The organism is Pleionea sediminis (assembly GCF_007570825.1).
Classification (GTDB): Bacteria; Pseudomonadota; Gammaproteobacteria; order Enterobacterales; family Kangiellaceae; genus Pleionea; species Pleionea sediminis.
Map to the genome: position 1 here is coordinate 1 of NZ_SUNB01000009.1, position 19,379 is coordinate 19,379.

7 protein-coding genes are annotated in these 19,379 nt (G+C 39.4%); all 7 read left to right on the plus strand.

Going from position 1 to position 19,379, the window contains the following annotated elements; translation table 11 throughout:
• Positions 1 to 4,039: thrombospondin type 3 repeat-containing protein (locus tag FAX86_RS20555; RefSeq protein ID WP_205859271.1), on the plus strand; the 4,039-nt coding region annotated here is incomplete at its 5' end.
• 31 nt (positions 4,040 to 4,070) lie between these two features.
• Complete coding sequence (locus tag FAX86_RS20560; RefSeq protein WP_144395382.1) at positions 4,071 to 8,216, plus strand: D-Ala-D-Ala carboxypeptidase family metallohydrolase; 4,146 nt, start codon at positions 4,071 to 4,073, stop codon at positions 8,214 to 8,216.
• Positions 8,213 to 9,145 (plus strand): hypothetical protein, encoded by a 933-nt coding sequence (locus FAX86_RS20565; protein WP_144395383.1) that lies wholly within the window; start codon positions 8,213 to 8,215, stop codon positions 9,143 to 9,145. The genes FAX86_RS20560 and FAX86_RS20565 overlap by 4 nt, the downstream gene beginning before the upstream one ends.
• Positions 9,146 to 9,303: 158 nt before the next feature.
• Positions 9,304 to 15,771, plus strand: a complete 6,468-nt coding sequence (locus FAX86_RS20570; RefSeq protein WP_144395384.1) for a LamG domain-containing protein — start codon at positions 9,304 to 9,306, stop codon at positions 15,769 to 15,771.
• Positions 15,772 to 15,778: 7 nt separating this feature from the next.
• The gene (locus FAX86_RS20575) at positions 15,779 to 17,251 is read left to right on the plus strand and encodes a hypothetical protein (protein WP_144395385.1); all 1,473 of its coding nucleotides are present in this window, start codon (positions 15,779 to 15,781) and stop codon (positions 17,249 to 17,251) included.
• A 428-nt stretch (positions 17,252 to 17,679) separates the two neighbouring features.
• A complete protein-coding gene (locus tag FAX86_RS20580; protein ID WP_144395386.1) occupies positions 17,680 to 18,516 on the plus strand; it encodes a hypothetical protein in 837 nt (278 codons plus the stop codon).
• 10 nt (positions 18,517 to 18,526) lie between these two features.
• Entirely contained in the window at positions 18,527 to 19,267 is a 741-nt protein-coding gene (locus FAX86_RS20585) for a hypothetical protein (RefSeq protein WP_144395387.1), read from the plus strand.
• The last annotated feature ends 112 nt before the right edge of the window (positions 19,268 to 19,379 follow it).

The following is a 19,379-nucleotide window of genomic DNA, read 5'->3' on the forward strand; positions in this document are numbered from 1 at the left end:
CGATCGCGATGGTGATGGTGTTGAAAACGATCAAGATGCGTTTCCGAATGACCCGAATGAATCGTCCGATTTAGACGGTGACGGTATTGGTGATAATGCTGATACTGATCGCGATGGTGATGGTGTTGCAAACGATCAAGATGCGTTTCCGAATGACCCGAATGAATCGTCCGATTTAGACGGTGACGGTATTGGTGATAATGCCGATACCGATCGCGATGGTGATGGTGTTGCAAACGATCAAGATGCGTTTCCGAACGATCCCAATGAAACGTCCGATTTAGACGGTGATGGTATTGGTGATAATGCCGATACTGATCGCGATGGTGACGGTGTAGAAAATGGCCAAGATGCTTTCCCTAACGATCCCAATGAAACGTCCGATTTAGACGGCGATGGTATTGGTGATAATGCGGATCCCGATCGCGATGGAGACGGTGTTGACAATGGTCAAGATGCTTTCCCTGACGATCCCAATGAAACGTCCGATATAGACGGTGATGGTATTGGTGATAATGCCGATACTGATCGCGATGGTGACGGTGTAGAAAATGATCAAGATGCTTATCCGAACGATCCAACACGTTCAGCTCTCGAAAAAGTTAACAACCTACAAGTAGAGCGGCAAGATACCTCGGTACGATTATTTTGGACAGCCGTACCTGCAAACTCAATCGTTCAATCCTATGAAATTCGTCGGGCCGACTGGGGTGGTAGCTTTGCACCTATAGGAACAATTTCTGCAGGTGCATCAGAATACATTGACTCTAATGTTTCTAACGATAAAGCGTACCAGTACGAGTTAGTTTCCATTTCAAGTAACGGTGATCGCAGTACAAATAATCCCAGTGTTCAGTTTTTTGTTGCGTATAATAATAACCCTGTTTCTAACCTTTCATTGAAGCAACAAGGCACTCACATTGACTTAAGTTGGCAAACAACTGCCGCTGACGAAGTGATTATTTTAAGAGGGGAAGCGAATTTCCCTATGACTCAAATTAATGCGGTCCCCGACAATAACTTTACCGATAGCAACGTTGTTGTTCCCAACTCGTATCGTTATCAATTGGTGAATCGTAAATATTTTACCAATCCAATTGATAATTCGAACTTTCATATCGATGGACCTGCCTCAGATATTGCTTCAATCAAGATGTTGCAACCGATGGCGGTTAGTTTAAATGCTACTAAAGTGTCCGATGGCAATTATGAATTGTCAGTTAAAACAAGTCTCGCAAGTGTTACAGTCACTGGTTCCGTAAGTAATGCTACTGGCCCGGCGACTATTTCTGCAAGTAATGGAAGTCAAACTGAAACCGTAACAACCAATGGCGCTTTCAGTTTAACTTTACCGGTCGATGCCCAAGCCAATCAGTGGCAGATTAATGCGGAAACATCAACGAGTTTGGCATCTGCGAGCCTTACACTATTAATGGATAGCAGTGCTCCGGTTTTATCGGTCAATGGACCTTCTCAAATTAACACGGATGAATCGTCATTAACTTTTACTGGAAGCGTTACTGATGATCAAAAGGTTGATTCGGTTGCTGTTACTTCATCAATATTCGGTGGGCAAATATTCAAAGCAATTGTTTCTAATGATGGTTCTTTCTCGGTTGAATTACCAATAGAAGTGGGGGAAAACCAGCTAACCTTTGTCGCGACCGATGCGTCTGGTAATTCCGATCAAAAAATAGTAACCGTTACTAAAGAAAATAACTTGCTACCTAAAGTTTCTATAACCAGTCACAATTATGGTCAAACATTAACTGAGTCGACAGTTACTATTACGGGGTTAATCGAAACAGATTTACCTCCGGAGCAAGTAACCATCAAGCTCGGTAATATTTCTGGAAGTATTAAAGTCCTTTCAGCGCGAAACTATCAGTTCCAGTTTGACAATATCGGTCTCGTAGAGGGTGAAAACAAATTGGAATTTAAAACCATCTCTCCGGTTGGAGAGAGCTTGCTGCCCTTTATATTGAACTATGATGAAGCAGAACCTCAGTATGAGCCTCAGCTAACCTTAAATGAACCTCTCGATGGTTCTTTTATTCGCGATGAATCTTTCGTAGTTAAAGGCGAAGTTTATTCACCCAGCGAACTAACCGTAGTGACCATTAATGGCCAGCCTGTTGATATTCAGCGAACAGATTCAGAAAACTATTACTTCAATTACCCGGTAAGTTTCCAAGCCGATTCGATAACCGTCGATATTGATGCTGTGGCAAGTAATGGTTTAAGCACAACGCAACAAGCCACTTATTATCGAGATAACTCTGCACCACAAATTGTTGTCGATAATAATTTAATGGCAAGCCCTGCTGTAAATACCATTAACGAATTGCCCTATACCATTACTGGGCGAGTCATTGACGATAATCTGTCGTCATTAACTTTAAATGGCCGAGCGATTCAATTGATTCTGGGTAATCAAAATAATGAGTTTAGTTTTACGGTTGCCGTAAATGTTGAAAATCAGGTTGATACTAACATCGATTTGCGCGCCTACGACTTGTCGGGCAACTCAACCGGAGAGTCTTTTGTATTACGAGCAGAGTCTGCAGCGAGTATCGACATCATTGCGCCCAGTGGTCGAACAGAATTTCAATCAAGCGGTAGTTCGTTTAATTTGCAAGTGATTGCTCGCGTTCGTGGCACTATGGATACCGACCGTGTGCGCTTGGCAGTGAATAATCAAACGCCAGTGTTTGTTGATGTTAACGAAACCTTAGTGAATACATCAGTAGTCATGTCTTCCGACTCGGGCGAGCATCGTTTGAAAATGGAAGTGGTTAATGCCTCTAACGATGTCATCTATCAGACGGCTCGCGACTTTAGTTTGTTAAATGAAGCTGACATTCCTCTGGAATTAATAAAAACAGAACCGTTTAACGGGCAATCGGGCATTGAGCCCAATGGCTTTATAGCGATTTACACGAATAAATCGATCGACCCATCATTATTGTCCTTCGATGTTCGAGAAACAGCGAATGGTAAAACCTACATTAATAATGATGAACCGGGCACAAACTTCTTAAATGCGCGCGGTTACCAATTGGTTGATGTATCACGTAATAATGAAATCGTCCCAGGTGGTATCAGCCGAGTACCAGGTGATAACTTGGTAGCTTTCTATCCATCGCGTGCTTTTGCTTACAATGCAGATGTTACCGTGAAGGTGACCTACGATGGTAATGACTTAACGCGTTTTGCTTTTAAAGTAAGACCATTACCAACATTCCTTACCGGTTCGGTATTTGATCAGTTGGATCAACCGGTAGCTAATGTTTCTGTGGAGCTTCCAGAGTTACAACGCAAAGTATTTACCGACGAAGAAGGTGTCTTTTCTTTTGGATTTGGTGATGCAGCCGATGAAGCTTTGCCACAAGGTACATATCGTTTAGTGGTTAACCGCGGATTTGGTAATCCTAAATTCGGTGTGACCGATCGTCTTATTACTATCGAGTCGGGACGTCGTAACTCACTCGCTATTATTAAGACGCCGGTATTGGATAAACAAGTGCCGTTTAATTTATTAAACAGCGGGCAAGAAAATGAATTTGCCGGCGGTGAGTTAACACTCGATTTAACCTCAGCAAGGGTTAATTTTGCCGACGGCTCTGCCAGTGGTCAAGTGCATGTTTCTTTCGTCGAGATATCCGGCATTGATGCTGCGGTGACGCCCATTGCTTATCCGTCTTGGGTTTACTCAGTACAACCCTCGGGCATTCAGGTGTCAGGCAACATGCAACTCGAAATTAAAATGCCCAAACTTTACAACAGTTACGATTACGTACCCAACTCGGGTACCTACGTTACGTTGATAGGTCGCGATAGTACAACGCATACCTTGCGACCTGTGGGTGTTGGTGTCATCGATGGTTACACGGTTAAGTCGGTTGGCGATCTTCGTTACGAGCGTCTCGACTTTATTGGTTACTCTTTTGTTGCCGAAGACAAGCAAAGAGTACTCGAGCGTTACGCCAATGGTGAAATTGGTTTGCAAGCCTTAATGGCAATGCTGCGCACCGAGTAAATAGAATTATAGTTAACTTAGTTGAAGTATTATGAGTAGAAAGAATGTTATCAATGCACTGTTAGCAATCAGCTTAACGCTGACGTGCATTAATTCTGCCTACTCGGTCGCTGGTTTTCAGGAGTGGCGAACTCGGACCGGAATTGTTATGGCTCGCGGGTTAGTTTATACCGAAGACGGCTTCAGAATTTTCACTGAGTATGATGAGCAAGGAAATATAGTTAGTGCTAATGAGGTTATCGAAGACGATTCGATGCAGGGTGCTTTCGTAATCTCGGGCTCTGAATATCGGGCCATCGTAAATTATTACAACCAGTTTCAGTCGGAAAATGCTAATGGTATTGCTCGTGGTGCGAGAGTGATGACTCGTGAAGAGTATGAGAATGAGAACTTTTTGACTTTCGACAACAAACCATTGGCAAATGGTGCAAAGTCACCTTTGCTCACCAAAACGAAGTCTGTTTTAGTGAGAAATCAAAAGCAAATTTTTCTTACCAATACCGATCCATTGTTATTTCAAGCTTCATTTAGTTTAGAAGTAGAGGATATAGAAGATGCGATCGTTAATAATAATGATATTAAATCAGTCTTGATCGATCCTCTTGGTAATGTTCGGCATTTTTCGGAAAATAATATTGGTTATAAGGTTCTCTTTTTTGAAAATGAGAGCGATGAGAATTATAAACCAGGTCCAAATGACAAAATCTACGATCCATTGGATTTTGTCCCTTTATATATGCCGGATGGTTTAGTTGGTGGTTCTACTGCAACAGGCAACGATGGACGTTACTCATCACTGTATATGCTACCACCATGTCCCGGCTTTTCATATGAATTGTATACACCTATTACCCTCCGTCTTTATTATAAAAATTTTAATCCTCGCATAGAACGAGGTATGGGGCTTTATCATTTAACGAAGCCTGGCTACGACTTTTGTAGTGGGCTTAGTGCTTTGCCACCGTCGCCATCTTTACTTGGGGTTGCGGCCCATTGGGAAGTAATGGCAATTGAAGCAAGTATGGCCCAAAGCATCTATCAAACTCATTTTATGGTTGATACGGCAGTTATTGGGGGAGAAGGTTTTTTTAGTAACGAGAATACTAATCAGGAGTCGACTGGCAGTGAAACACCAATTCCCTTAGGCGAAGAAACCCAATACAAATACGAACGTCCCGATTTATCACTGCATGCTGATTACCACTTTGATTTTGATGGTGATGGAGGAAATGACCTCGCCGTATTGGGTGACTTAAGTGATGAAATGATCGATGGAAAAGAGGTGGCTTATTTTGAAAGAAATAATATTGGACCTTATCAGGGTATATATCTATCCGGTGGAACACAAAACCCGAACAGTGACGATAGAGACACTCGTCAGCCGGACTTTGTTCGATTAGCGGACAAAATGCCAGACTTTACCCATCAAGGTTTACTCGAAACCATCAGTGAAGAAGATTTTAAAAAGACCGATATCTTGGTTTTTCGTGAGTCTAACGGAAAATTAATTACACAACGTAACGGATTAGATGAAGGCGAATTTAGAACACGCAGTTATACCTATTTAGACGGAAATGCCGGCGAAATGGCGTATTCCATTATGGTCCGAGGACCAAAATCTGCGCCATTTGATTATGCGGATAGAGCCAATCGTTCGGGTACCGATTGGTACAGTGGCTGGCAAAGTGCCGCTGGGATGGATGAATCATTGCATCAACGTAAAGCTGATCATATTCGTCCGCAAGAAAAAATACGCGTAATTGCAATTAATCGTAAAACTGGCTACATGGGTAGTGTAAGAACCACTTACGGTAAATTCATTACTGACGGTTACATCTCAATGAACATCGATAAAATTGTTATGCGGCCGCCCAATTTAAAAGTCATAGTTGAGCGTAAATATGATATTGAGCAAGGTCTTACTCAAGGTGAAGAACGGGAGTATTTAATTGGTTACGAAGGTGCAGCACTAGACACAGATAAAACTATCACTATTACCACTGAGTGGTTCGATCACGATGGTTCACCACTGCCTGAAGAGTTGGACGATTACGGATTTACAGGACGTCTTGCAAAAGTTGTATCTGAAAATACCGTTCAACAAGACAGTTCAGCTATTGCTCATTTTAAAATTAAACCAGGTCGACATACTGAAAATATTCAGTTAAGCAGAAACATTGAGCATAACATTCATTACTATGTTCAAGTCAGCGCAAAAACAGCTGCAGAAACGGCAGACTTCAATACAAATCCAGAGAGCAATAATTCCGGCGAAAATTCAGAGGATTCAACAGATGGCTCTTCAGATGAAAGTCAACCTCCACCAGAGCCTTTAGATTACCGTCCGCAATTTTATGTGCCAATTAAAGCGCCTATAATGGATGAAGCCATGACCATAGAGCAATGGCGAGCTTATCGTGATTATGTAAGAAACAATCCCGAAGGACAAAACAATCCGCAAACGCGTATTGAGAAGCCCGAACCTATCTACCGCTGGTTTTATCGTCCTGAGTTACAGTTCAGTTTATTTGGGCTGAGAGTGAATGAGATTTTACGGGTAAATTATAACGAAGATGGTTCAGAACAAACTCTCGATATTCTAAACTCGTTAGCACCATCTATTTTGCCCTCCGATGACTTAGTGCGATTAGTTTACACATTAACTGAAGACAATTTTGCAGCACTGCCATTTTTAGGACCAGGGCAAGAGCTAGTGTTTAGTCTTGGCCCTAATGAAATCGATGCGGTTACTGCGCGATGGGAAGATGGACAATTTATATTTACAAATTTAGATGCTATTAATGATTTAGATATTGAAGACTTTTTAACGATCTCTCTTTATTCAAATAATGATGCTGGAAATATTTTGTGGGAGTACGCGTTCGGTGGAGGCTTAATTATCAATTCATCAGATGATCCTGGAAGTAGAGCTGCAAAATCTTTCATTATTTGTAATGAAAATGCACAAGGACGAAGTATTTGCGAAGAGCAACAGGCTATAACCGCGCACTTAGCTTTAGATTTACCGGATGATGCTGTCATAGAATGGAATGTAGAGGCATTAAGAGGGAATACAAGAAAGGATGATTTGGATAACAGCTCTAATAGTACTAACAAATTACATATGTATGGTGAGACTAAGAACTGGAAAGTGGGGGCAAATCAGGCCGTCAATAATGCGGTGAGAAAAGAAAACACAGATGGCACAGGGCGTTATCAAAGCCCATGGACAAGTGAAAACTATAATTATTCAGATGCGCGATACTTTTCTTTTTCTCCAGATTTAACCGGGGATGACTACACTCATCTACCTAGTAACTATAATCGGCCAGATGATTGTGTAAGTCAGTATGATAATTGTTTATCGGGTACAAACATGACAGATGTTTGGCGTCATAATCCTCATGTTGGTTATAAGATTTCAGTTATTGTGAATGGCCAAACTCCACTTAGTAAAATAGTAAAAATGGATCACGTAGATGTACTTCGCCAAGAATATATTGATCTGATGTACTCTACTAGAAATGATAGCCTCACTGCTCAGGCAAAAGGGGTTCGTCTGTTAGAGCGAGATAATTTAGTAGCTAAAAATGTACTTCCTACAGGCGATTGGGTGGATTCGGATTATGAGTATTCTCATGTAGTTGACGATGGTATGGTTCGCCTAGCTAGAGATGTAATGAATGGCTTTGAAACTTACCGACAATTAGAGTTTAATGGATTGGCTAATGCAACATTTCAAGTTTCTAGTAATAGTTTGAAAATTAATAGTTCTTATCGTAACCCCGAACGAAACGAAAGAATAGGTACGGTTTCAGGTAGCCGTCATATGATGGGGCGCGCTGTAGATTTTGGTTTTTCTGGTTTAACAGCTTTGGCCAATGATGCATCAATAATTGAACAGTTAGCAGCCTATAACAACCGGGGTATATTGTTTGGTAGCTTGTGGCAAATGATTAGCGAGCATCATGCCGATTGGTTAGAAACTGCAAGCTTGGCACAGTTGGAAGGGCGAGGCGGTCCATCTGATATCCAGGTGCGAACTAGTCCCACTGGTATTTTTAATCAGCAAATATCGACAGTTCCACTTGGAATACAAGATGCAGATAATGATGATATACCAGATGAATATGAGTTAACTTTTCATCTGCACATACAGGACAATCCTTCACAATGAAAAAACTAATTGTAATCAGTTTTTTACTCATAAACTCCATCTTCCTTCAAGCTGAGAATCTTCGAGAATATGAAGAGTTGGTTCATAGCTTGAGAGCTACACCTACTAGTTATTTAAAGAACGGTCAGGGCGAATTGGTTGATAAATCAGATGAAATTAATGCGCGCTTAGAGGAGTTGAATATTAAAATCTCGAGAGATCCCAATAATCCTATTTTGTATTTATTAAAGGGATTATATTATAGAGCCAAAGTTACAATCAGAAATGATATTTATCTTCGTAAGTTACGACGTGAAGGAAAAATAACAAAAGAAGAGGCTAACCAAGATCCTGAACGTAAAAGGTTAATTGATAAGGTTACGGAAAATTATGTTAAAGCTTTAGAACTTGACTCTAATCAGGCTCACAGTTTGAGACTTACCAAGCAAATGCTTTATGATATTACGCAAGATGTTGTGTTGGATCCAGCTGTTAATGAAGCTGCTATTAAAAGAGAGATGGCGCTTACTAAAACAGCTCCTACAAGCACTTATTACTGGGATTCTTATGAGACTATGTTTCAAATGTATTTAGGCGGAAAGCAGTATGACGAAGCTTTACGTATATTAGATGAAATGCTGGACAAGTTTCCAGGGCGAACAGAAATAATTCAAACTGCAATTGCCAACGTTGAGCTAGCAAAAAATACTGCTGAAGAAAAGTGGAAATCTACTCCTGCCATTTCAAAAGATGACCGTGCCTCTCAAAAACAAGTAGAACCTGCTGAAGAAAAACAAGTTGTAGATAGCAAGTCAGTTGAACCTAAGAAAGAAGAGGCTCAAGCTGAAGAGCCAGAGAGCAAGACGCAGTTTTTATTAATCGGTATTGCTGTATTCTGTTTGTTACTTGTTGGCTTTGTTTTATTGTTTGGTAGGAAAATTAAAAGATAGGGTTGGCGAAAGATAAAATAGAGATTATTCACTGGGGGCAATGCCCTCGGTTTTGTTATTAAAGGCTTAAGGGTTAGGTTTGTTAGCTTTGTTTGGATAAAGATAACAAACAAAAGTGATGGAATAGTTATAAAGTGGTTTTAAAAAAGTTGAAGTTTATGAGTAGTAAAAAGTCAGTCAGTCTATTGTTAGCCTTTGGGTTATCGCTATTGAGTATGAGTTCTGCTTACTCGGTCGGTGGTTTCAACGAGTGGCGAACGAAACAAGGTTTCGTTATGGCGCGTGGTTTGGTGCTTACGGAAGACGGGTACCCCATGTTCGCCGAGTACGACGAAGAGGGCAATATTGTTGTCGAGCAAGTGGCTATTCGCGATCCGTCTATGGAAGATGCCTATGTCATTTCTGGTGATGAATATCGAATGGTGGCTGACTACTATAAAAACTTTGTTCAAGAAAATGAAGACGGCATCGCTCGTGGTGCAGAAATTATTTCTGCCGATGACTATGACTCGCGAGCTTTTCAAACCATTGATGGCAAGCCGCTGGATGAGTCTGCTAAAGCCGAGCTCATGCCCAATACTAAGTCGGTACTTATTCGTAACCAAAACCAAATATTTATTCCAACAACCGATCCTGCATTACTTCAAGCGAATATCAACCTACAAAATCTAGACGAAGAAATTACCAATGGCAATACGATTAAATCCGTGCTGTTAGATAAAGATGGTAATGTTGTTCATAAAACTGAAAATAATATTGGATTAAAAGTTCGCTATTTTGAGGGTGAAAGTGAAGATAATTTCCGACCTGGTAGAGATGATAAAATTTATGACCCTTTGGAACTAGTACCACTAATTATGCCTGATGGTTTAGTTGGTGGTTCTACTGCAACAGGCAACGATGGCCGCTACTCATCATTGTATATGCTACCACCTTGTCCTGGATTTACTTATGAGCATTATACTCCAATTACCTTGCGGTTATATTACGAAAACTTTAATCCAAGATTGCAAAATGGAATGGGGTTATATCATTTAACCAAACCTGGGTGGGATTACTGCTCTGGCTTAAGTGCCTTAATACCTCCTACGTCTTTGGGTGCGATTTCTGCACGTTTGGCTATAGAGTCCATCGAAGCTTCTGCGACGACTTTTTTATACGATACGAACTTTTTTGTAGATACTGCGGTTATTGGTGGAGAAGCCTTTTTAAGTAACGAACGATTAGACGGGCCTGCTAGTGGTGAAGAAACTCCCATTCCTTTAGGGCCAACTCGGTATAAGTACGAAGAGCCCGATTTAGATCCGCATGACGATTATAAATTCGATTTCGATGGTGATGGCGAAGACGATGTTGCTCGTTTAGGCGCGTTAGATACTATTACTGTAGAAGGTGATGAGATTGAAGTATTTGAACAAAATAATACCGGACCATTGCAGGGTATCTTTTTGTCCAGTGGTTCACAAGATCCAGATAGTAGAGATAGAGATAAACGTCAGCCCGACTTTGTTCGTTTAGCGGATAAAATGCCCGACTTGCAAGATCAAGGTTTATTGGAATACATCAGTGAAGATGACTTTAAAGACACCGATATTTTAGTCTTCCGCGAATCCAACGGCATGCTAATTACCAAGCGTGAGGGCTTGGCAGAAAACGAATTTCGTACTCGCGCGTTTACTGAATTAGACAGTGCTGCGGGAGAGATGGCCTATTCTATTATGGTGCGAGGCCCAAAATCTGCGCCTTATGATTATACTGACCGGGCCAACCGAACGGGATTAGACTGGTACAGCGCTTGGCAAAGCGCCGCCGAAATGAATCCTAAGCTTCATGAGCGTAAATCCGACCATATACGTCCACAAGAAAAAATTCGCGTTATCGCCATTAATCGAAAAACGGGTTACATGGGCAGTGTAAGAACGACTTACGGAAAATTCATTACCGACGGTTTTATTTCGATGAATATCGATAAAATTGTAATGCGACCACCTAACTTAAAAATTATTGCAGAAAGAAAATATACGGTTGAAAAAGGTCTTACTGCAAATCAAGGTGAAGATTCCGAACGCGAATATTTAATTGGTTACGAAGGTGCAGCCTTAGCATCCGACCGCGTTATTACAATTACCACTGAATGGTTCGATCACGATGGTTCTCCGTTGCCGGAAGAACTCGATGAATACGGTTACACAGGACGCTTAGCAAAAATAGTAGCGGAAAATACCGTCGACCAAGATAGCGGTGCACTTGCCAATTTTAAAATAAAACCAGGCCGTCATACCGAAAATATTCAAATTGGTGATGACCCAGAACGTAACGAACATTACTACGTACAGGTTCATCCCGAACCGATAAGCGAATCCCCAGACTTCAGTACGACTGGTGCTGCACCAACGGGACCATTACGCTACCGCCCTCAAAATTACGTGCCGATTAAAGCCCCCATCATGGATGAAACCATGACTTGGGAACAATATCGTGCTTACCGCGATTATCGTCGAGAAAATCCCGAAGCGGATGTTGAAAAACCAGAACCTGTGTACAAATGGTTTTACCGACCCGAACTTCAATTCAGTTTGTACGGGTTGGAGATGCAGAATATTTTTAGAGTTGATGAAAGTGAAGGTTTATCGGTCGATGTCTATCAACAAGAAAAACCGGTGATAGCTAGTTCAGACGATTTAATTCGCATTGTTTACAGTTTGTTTGAACAAGAGATTCAACCTCTACAATTTTTAGGTGCCGGACAAGAATTAGTTTTTGCTGTAGGCGAAGAAGAAGTAAAAGCCTTTCCAGGTGAAGATGGTCAACTAAGGTTCGAAAACTTGGACCATTTATCGTCATTAGATGTTGAAGATTTTTTAAGTGCTCGCTTGTACTCGAATAACGACGCTGGAAATATTTTGTGGGAATACGCGTTTGAATATTTGGTATTGGACAGCCGAATTGTTGGTTATGATGATGTTGAAATTGACGAAAATACAGGTCGAGCTAAGTACTACATATCTGCAGATGAGCCAGAGTTTCCCTTGATATCTTATTTAGTCGGATATGCAGGAAGAGATCAAGAAGATCAATACCCAGTTGAGTTGGAATGGAGCGTTGATGGTGGAGCGCAGATTATCAATCAATCCAATGAATATCGAGAAAATGCGGTGTTCAGCGCTGACGTTAAAATGCCCACGTTTACTAATGCAACGGCAACTGTAAAAGCAAAGATTGCTGGCACTCAGACAGAAGCTGAATTTGGCGAATTAGTTGTTGTTCCTGGTAAGCCTGACTTTATGAATGTAAATATGTCGGGTGATGCTTATATTGTTGGGCATAAAGGGATTGATGTAACCATTGATGTATTCGATCAGCATGGAAATAAAGTGGCTGATGGTACATCAGTAGAGCTTACCGTTAAGGGTAGCGCGGATATTCTTGAGTACGATCCGGGTACTGTCGATGGCCGGATTACTGCTCGTATTGTTGGAAGTAATAAACCTGAAGCCGACAACACCTTAACAATTATTGCAGGAGAGTTGGAGGAAGAGCGAAACTTTGAGATTAAGCCTCTCAACATCGCTTTTGTTAATTTACCAGCAGAAGAAGAAGTTCAAAAAGTTTTACCGTTAAGTGTTCAGGTAACTGAGCCAGGTGGTGAGACAGTTTCTGGTGTCGATGTCTCCTTTTTTGCTCAAGGCGTAAAAATCGACGACAAACCCGTTCAAACGAATGGAAGTGGTATTGCTATTAAAAAAATGCATACCGGATTTAATCCTCGCACTGCAGAAGTTTATGCTCGAGTCGGATTGGTTGGTGAAAAAATGCCATTTCGAACGACACCCGCAGGTGGTGGCAATTCGAGTGTCGATGCTAGTAAAGCAATGGTTATCGGCGATGAAGAAATTGCCGGTTACTACGAATATGAGCGGTTTGACGGTGCTATTTTAGGACTTAAATACGAAACAGAAACGCCAATTACTTTAACTGGCGAAGCAGGAGAAAGCGTTACTGTTAATTTAGGCAGCTTGGCAGATCCGAACCGCACTCCTATTGCTGCGTTTTATATGAAATCGCTCGATGCGAATAGCGAGGGACAAGAAGTAGCGCGAGATGAAACGGGGATTCATCCTAACGTCGCTTACGATATCGTTATAGCTGATGAACATCCGACTGAAGTTAGTAAAAGCTATTTATTTTCGGGTGACTCATCAATTGTTGTTGATGAAAATGACGCATTAAAGCCGGCAAATTCACTGGGGTTTAGTGTTCAGGTTAAGCCAACAGAAAATAATGGCGAAGTTTTTCGATTGGGTAATGGAAATCAAAAACTAGCGATTAATGGAAATGGTGAACCTGTTTTTTCAATAATCACCGAATCGGGACAGTACTCAATTACAGGGCCTACATTGAGTGATAATAGTTGGTCAACTATTGCTGGTAGATATTACAACGGCCTATTGGAACTAGAGATTAACGGAACACCGGTGACTCCAGTTGCTGCTGTTGGACAGCTCGAATACGGTGCATTCCGAGCCGTTATGACTGTCGGTAAAGATTTTAAAGGCTATATGTCGAGCTTTAAGTTGTTCGACTGGAGTCTTCCAGCTCTTTTAACCTTCGATAATGGTGCCGAAACGTACACTCATAACTTTACATCGAATGAGAGTGTCGATGTAATAATTAAAAGTACCGGGCAACTTAATGAAGGAGTTACCAACTTAAATATTCGATCAATGAAAGTTGCTCTGGTCGAAAATAACATTACGCAATTCGTTGGAATTTTGAGTAAAGAATATTACGGCGAGCTTTCGGGATTCATGGCGACCATGCAATCCGATGCGGATATTCCAATTAAACCTGGTGCCTACACTGGAGGTCCTCCCGATCAAGCTTACGATATGGGAATGGTTCCCTACGCTTATGCTGGTTGGACGGACTGGATATTAGAAGAAGCTTGGGAACTTGTAGTTGATGTTGTAGGCTTTTTAATACCTTGGGAAGAGGCCGCTGGTTTCGTAAAACAGCTTTGGTATTTAGTTACAGGTGATGATGACTTCGATGCATTCGAACTAGCGCTTAATGCTCTGGGGGTATTAACGTTTTTTCCCGTAGCAAAGCCACTTAAATTTTTACTAAATCCGATCCGTAAACTATATCATGCTGTAAAAGGAAAACCTTTTATAGGAGCGTTTGGTGATGTTATGGCTAAGATAGCCGATGATTTGATGGAAGGAAAGTTTAATAAACTTTTAAATACTCTTCCTTTTCTAATTATTATTGGCGAAATGGCATTGGATGAGGAAGCTCGAGAAGGAGCGTTACAGATCATTAATGGAATTGAAAGTGCAGATGATTTTTTTGGTTGGGTAGAGTATTTTTCTTTACCAGCTGGAGGTTGGACGGAAGATACTCCCCCTGAGGTGGATTTAGAAAATTCTGCTTACAATTACAATAAATCTTTATTTCTTCCAACTGCATTTGCAGGTGTTAAGAAGCCAAAAATACAGGGAGCTAAATTTGGTAAAGTTGTAAAAGAATCTGTAGAAAAGTTAGGAGATGAGTTCGACGCAAAAGCTTTAACCAAGGCAATTAAAACAATTGGTCAAGAAATGAGGCAAGGAGGGTTTAAGTCTCTGAGGAAAATGATTTTCTCGAAGCAGATGATCATTGCTGGTGCTCAACTTGCGAAAGGTAATTTGGCATTTCTAAAAAATTTCTTAGCTGGAAAAACTGGAGCTCGAATTCCACCTCCAATTATGATAGCAATCGTATTTTATTTAGAAACTAGTATGGCAAATGAAAGCCTGGCTGACGTTGATGGGCGATTACACAACTCAATTCGAAGTGTATATGGAGATGCATTTACTTGTTTTTGCCGAAACTCTCAAAGAAAAAATCAGACAGGAAAGTCTCATGGCGGCATGTATCAGCTGGCTGTTATTGCTAGATATCACTTAGAGAACCAACTCGGTAGTAATAAGTCAATCAAAGCAGTGGAGGCCACTAGAAAAGTTAATTTATATTACGATGAAAGTGGCCTAGGCGAGGAGGTCTATGGCGATAGGGAGCGTCGAGTTGATTTAGTTTTACAGGATAACAATAGCAAGGAAGAGTGGGTAGAGTTAAAATCCTACAAGAAAGGCACTACTCGGATAAGCTCTAGATTTGCGGTTTGGAATGGTAGAAGTAGTAGATCGACTCCCGGTAAAGAAATTATTTTAGATAGAATAGGGCTCTTGCGCAGTACCGAGGGTGGTGTTACAAATGATGATATTGAAGGTAGCCCTACAGTAAGAGTGTCAAAAATAACGTGGCTTTTTCAAAAGTTTAGAGTCGCGGCTAGAAGAGTAAGTGGAAGAAGTTATGAAGAAGAGCGAAGCTATACGCAAGCAGAATTTGGAACTAATGGACTTCAAGAAGGAAAAGTGCTCTTTCACTTGTCTAAAGTTTCGTCAACTAATCAGGTTATTTTAAACAGTTTGGGTTTTGATAAAGCTTCTGAAAATGACCCTTTTAGAAGAAGTGAGATTCAAACAATTGCTCGTTTAGATAATGTTACAGGCTGGTTGAAAGAAAATGCTCGAGAATCTATATTGAAGGGCATTGAAGATTTTGGTGAAGAGCTTACACAGTAAGAGAACTATGAAAAACTATATTGTTGATGAAAATAAGACCCATTTCACTTATGACTTTAAAGACGAGCTTTGGCAAATTGATGACCCTGAGTGGGTTAAAGCGAGAGAGCTGGACTGGAATTTAAATTTTCTTGAGCGATACTCTCAAACATGCGATAGAAACCAGTTGGCATCTCGTAAAACCTATTTCATGAAAGGGATTTGGAAAAAGGAATCGAAAGATACTTTAACCTTATCAACAAGAGCGCTTCTTGCTCCATACAAAGGACTTGAGTACCTCGATAAAATTATTTTTAGCGAAGAGTTAGCGTCTAATATTGACTCTGCGAGAGCTAGTCTTTTTTACTCTATGTGCTCACACCCCTTGCCTCCAACGTTTAACCCTTTTAAAGGTGACGTCGAAAAGGTCTTAGGTCACTATTTGTATTGTGAACCAAAAGATTGTTTAACTGGACTATCTTTGATTCATGAAAAAAAACTTAAGCAGTTTCCAGTAGATCTATTTGCTCTTCATATGTTGTTTATAAATGATGCGGTAAAGTGGCTAGAGGATTACTCATCAAATCCCAGTAATGGGCTGATTCTATTAGTTGAGTACTGGGTAAAGTCGTTGAGCCTTTTAGAACCAGAGGTGATTGAGTCTAAGAAAAATCGACAAAGTCTTCGTAAACTACTGCTACATGTTACTTATCCTTGGAAATATCATCCAGATTCGTTAGCTTCGCAGGAAAAAATGGAGTTTATACAAAAAGTAAAGCAATCACTAGACAGTCTTGATGATGATAAAAACCCTTTGAAGGAAATTATGGCAGAACTTGCATTTAGTGCTGACGATGATTGGGCTAAAAACATTCTTAAGTCAGTCGACTATTCATCGGATAAAAACCGAATAGATTTACCTCAAATCTGTCATCATTTTTACGCAAAGAGTGAAAGTATTAAAATCGAACACCTTTATAGTATTATCGATATATTTAAAGAACATGACTTTATTGAATTGAGTGATGAATATCCAAAATTAGAGGAAGTCGACTTTAACTGCTATTTGACTGAGGCTTTTAAAAAACAACATAATTTAGAAAAAGCTATATTAGCAAGAAAGTTAAATGTCTTTTTTAGTTCGGAGTATATCGGTAACGATTTGGCTAAAATTAGTTCAGATTTAGTATTTATAGAGTCGAGCGATAGCAAAGAAAATATAATTTTATTAGTTGAGCGACCCTATGAAAATTATGCTTTGCCTCTGGCGCATACTTATCAAGGAAATCAAAAGTTCATAATAAATGCTGTAAAATTGGAACTAGGGATAGATTTTTATAGGCACTTTGGATATGGAGCAAATTACAATTGGGATGAATCTAAACGAACTCCAAAAGATGAAGCAAAAATAGAGTATTTAAATAGAGAGCATATTCTGAACTTGGATTTTTTTATTCTTAAAGTAGGTAGGTATGGTTTACTTGCTGAGCAGAGTGGTTAATTTGAAAAATAGATAAATTGTGAATCTATGATTTAAAAAAAATTTAATAGAATTTCGATAACCAATATTGTTACCTTGTTATTTCTGATGGCCTTCCTTCGAAAAGTCCTTCAGTCGATATTTCTCATTTTTAATGACCAGGCTGGAGCTACTCTTTTGTTTCTTAAACGATTCAAACTCAATCAATACGAAGTATTGGGTTACTCTAGCTTAGGTTTTATCTTGTCTCTAACCTACTTTATTTATCTAATTAGAAAGCAAACAGAAAAGGAATCTAGCGATAACTAAAGGATTAAAAAAGGGTCAAGCCGGTTGAATAAATAGGAAAGAAGGGGGAGGTTCAGCCTGACCCCTAAGTACAATCTTCTAAGAATTTTAGGATATCTCCTTTGGCTATTGTTGCGATAACCGCATTTATTTCGACTCATATGGATGAATGTTCTGAAATTTACGAACAGTGCAAAGAATTTCCAGATCAAGTTAAGAAGAAAGTACCGATTTTAATGGCAGAAGCATTTGCGAATCCCGCTGAAAACGATCGATATGTAGGTGGAAGGGAAATTGGAGGGTTATTTCATTTATCAATGTTAGCCCAGAAGCAACTCGAGTATGAGGTTTTGGATGACGAAAGCAGGAAAGTTGTGGGCGTTGAAGTTAGTAAAGAAATACCATTATCGATTAAGAAAGCTTCTGGTCGTATTGCAGAGTTTGGATTTCAACCTAAAAGAAGAGTCGATATATTATTGAAGGGAGAAGGTAGTGAAAATGCAAATGACTTGAGAACCGGAAGTGGTCATATTTGGGTAGAAGTCAAATCACTTAAAACAAAATCGAATTTAAAAGACTGGGACCAATGGAGTACTTCAAAAAAGAAAGACTATAGTTATCATCGTCAATTTTTCTTAGATAGGGTAGGTAATGGGACATCACAATTTGTAGAGTCTGTTAAATCTAGCAATTATGAATGGTGGTTGCAGGATTATAAAAAGTCTAATACAAATCGGAGTTATAATTCACAAGAAGTTGATAAGATCATAAGAAAAATAAGAAAGTTGCCTTTGGGAGACAGTGAAACTTATGTTAGCCTTGGATATTCTACTAAAAATCAAAATGGTTCTCAGTTTATGTTTTCACTAGCAAAACAAAAGTTTAAACAGCGAAATATTAAAAATTGGATTTTGGGTGAAGCTCGAGAATATTTGCTCGAAGGCGTTGGTGAAGAGACAATAAATACATTGGTTGCTGGTTATGATTCTAGTTTATAGGTAATTCAAAATGAGTAATAAAAATAAATTATTCAATGTTGGCAGTGTAGGTGAAAGGGACTGGCGTCAAATTTTAAACAATATCAAGCAAAGCGGAATTTTAGAAGATGAAGATTTAGATTTACCTTTGCTTGAATCATATTTTTTAAATAATAATGAGGATGACTATAAAAAAATAAAGGAGTATGGCCTTGGTTTAATTCTTCTAATGTGGTTAGATGATAGTCCATCATTAGATAGGTTTCAGTCTTTGGTAGAGTCTTTTGATACGAGAAAAATAGAAATAGCTAAAGCTATATTTAATTCAAAGAATCCAAGATTTGGTAAGGAATATTTGGGTGAGTCAGTATTTTGTGGATTAGATCATTTGATTTATTGTTCTTTATATCCGAATGGTTTCAAAATTGAAGAGAGTGAATTCAAAAAGAAAGTAGACTATTATCAAGCATTGAGAAATGATTTTGTTAGAATAGCTAGTTATTTATGTATGTTTTTAGAAGATGACGAAGATCCGTATAGCAAGTATTTGTTAATGTTGGACGACTGGGTGTTTTTTATTAATAAAGGATATACAGACAGACCAGAATTTGATTTTTTAGTTGAAATGGCATATCAATCAAAAAAAGCAGGGTTTGAATATAGGGGGTTAAGGAAGTTGCTATGTGAAGAGTTATTTGAACTTTTTGAAAAAAATGAATTTTCGAAAATTGTTCAAGATAAAATCAATGAAATTAAAAACAATATAAAATAATAATAAGCTACAAATTACTGCTTTGAATAAATGCTAATTTATTTAAGTGGTAGCTTAAAAAGAAGCTTCTTTTAATATTTTTATGATCAATTCAATATTTGAAAAAGACAAA

Excerpts from the sequence above, each read along its gene's own strand:
- FAX86_RS20560 (WP_144395382.1), top strand. The coding sequence starts at position 4,071 with ATGAGTAGAAAGAATGTTATCAATGCACTGTTAGCAATCAGCTTAACG.
- FAX86_RS20565 (WP_144395383.1), top strand. The coding sequence starts at position 8,213 with ATGAAAAAACTAATTGTAATCAGTTTTTTACTCATAAACTCCATCTTC.
- FAX86_RS20570 (WP_144395384.1), top strand. The coding sequence starts at position 9,304 with ATGAGTAGTAAAAAGTCAGTCAGTCTATTGTTAGCCTTTGGGTTATCG.
- FAX86_RS20575 (WP_144395385.1), top strand. The coding sequence starts at position 15,779 with ATGAAAAACTATATTGTTGATGAAAATAAGACCCATTTCACTTATGAC.
- FAX86_RS20580 (WP_144395386.1), top strand. The coding sequence starts at position 17,680 with ATGGATGAATGTTCTGAAATTTACGAACAGTGCAAAGAATTTCCAGAT.
- FAX86_RS20585 (WP_144395387.1), top strand. The coding sequence starts at position 18,527 with ATGAGTAATAAAAATAAATTATTCAATGTTGGCAGTGTAGGTGAAAGG.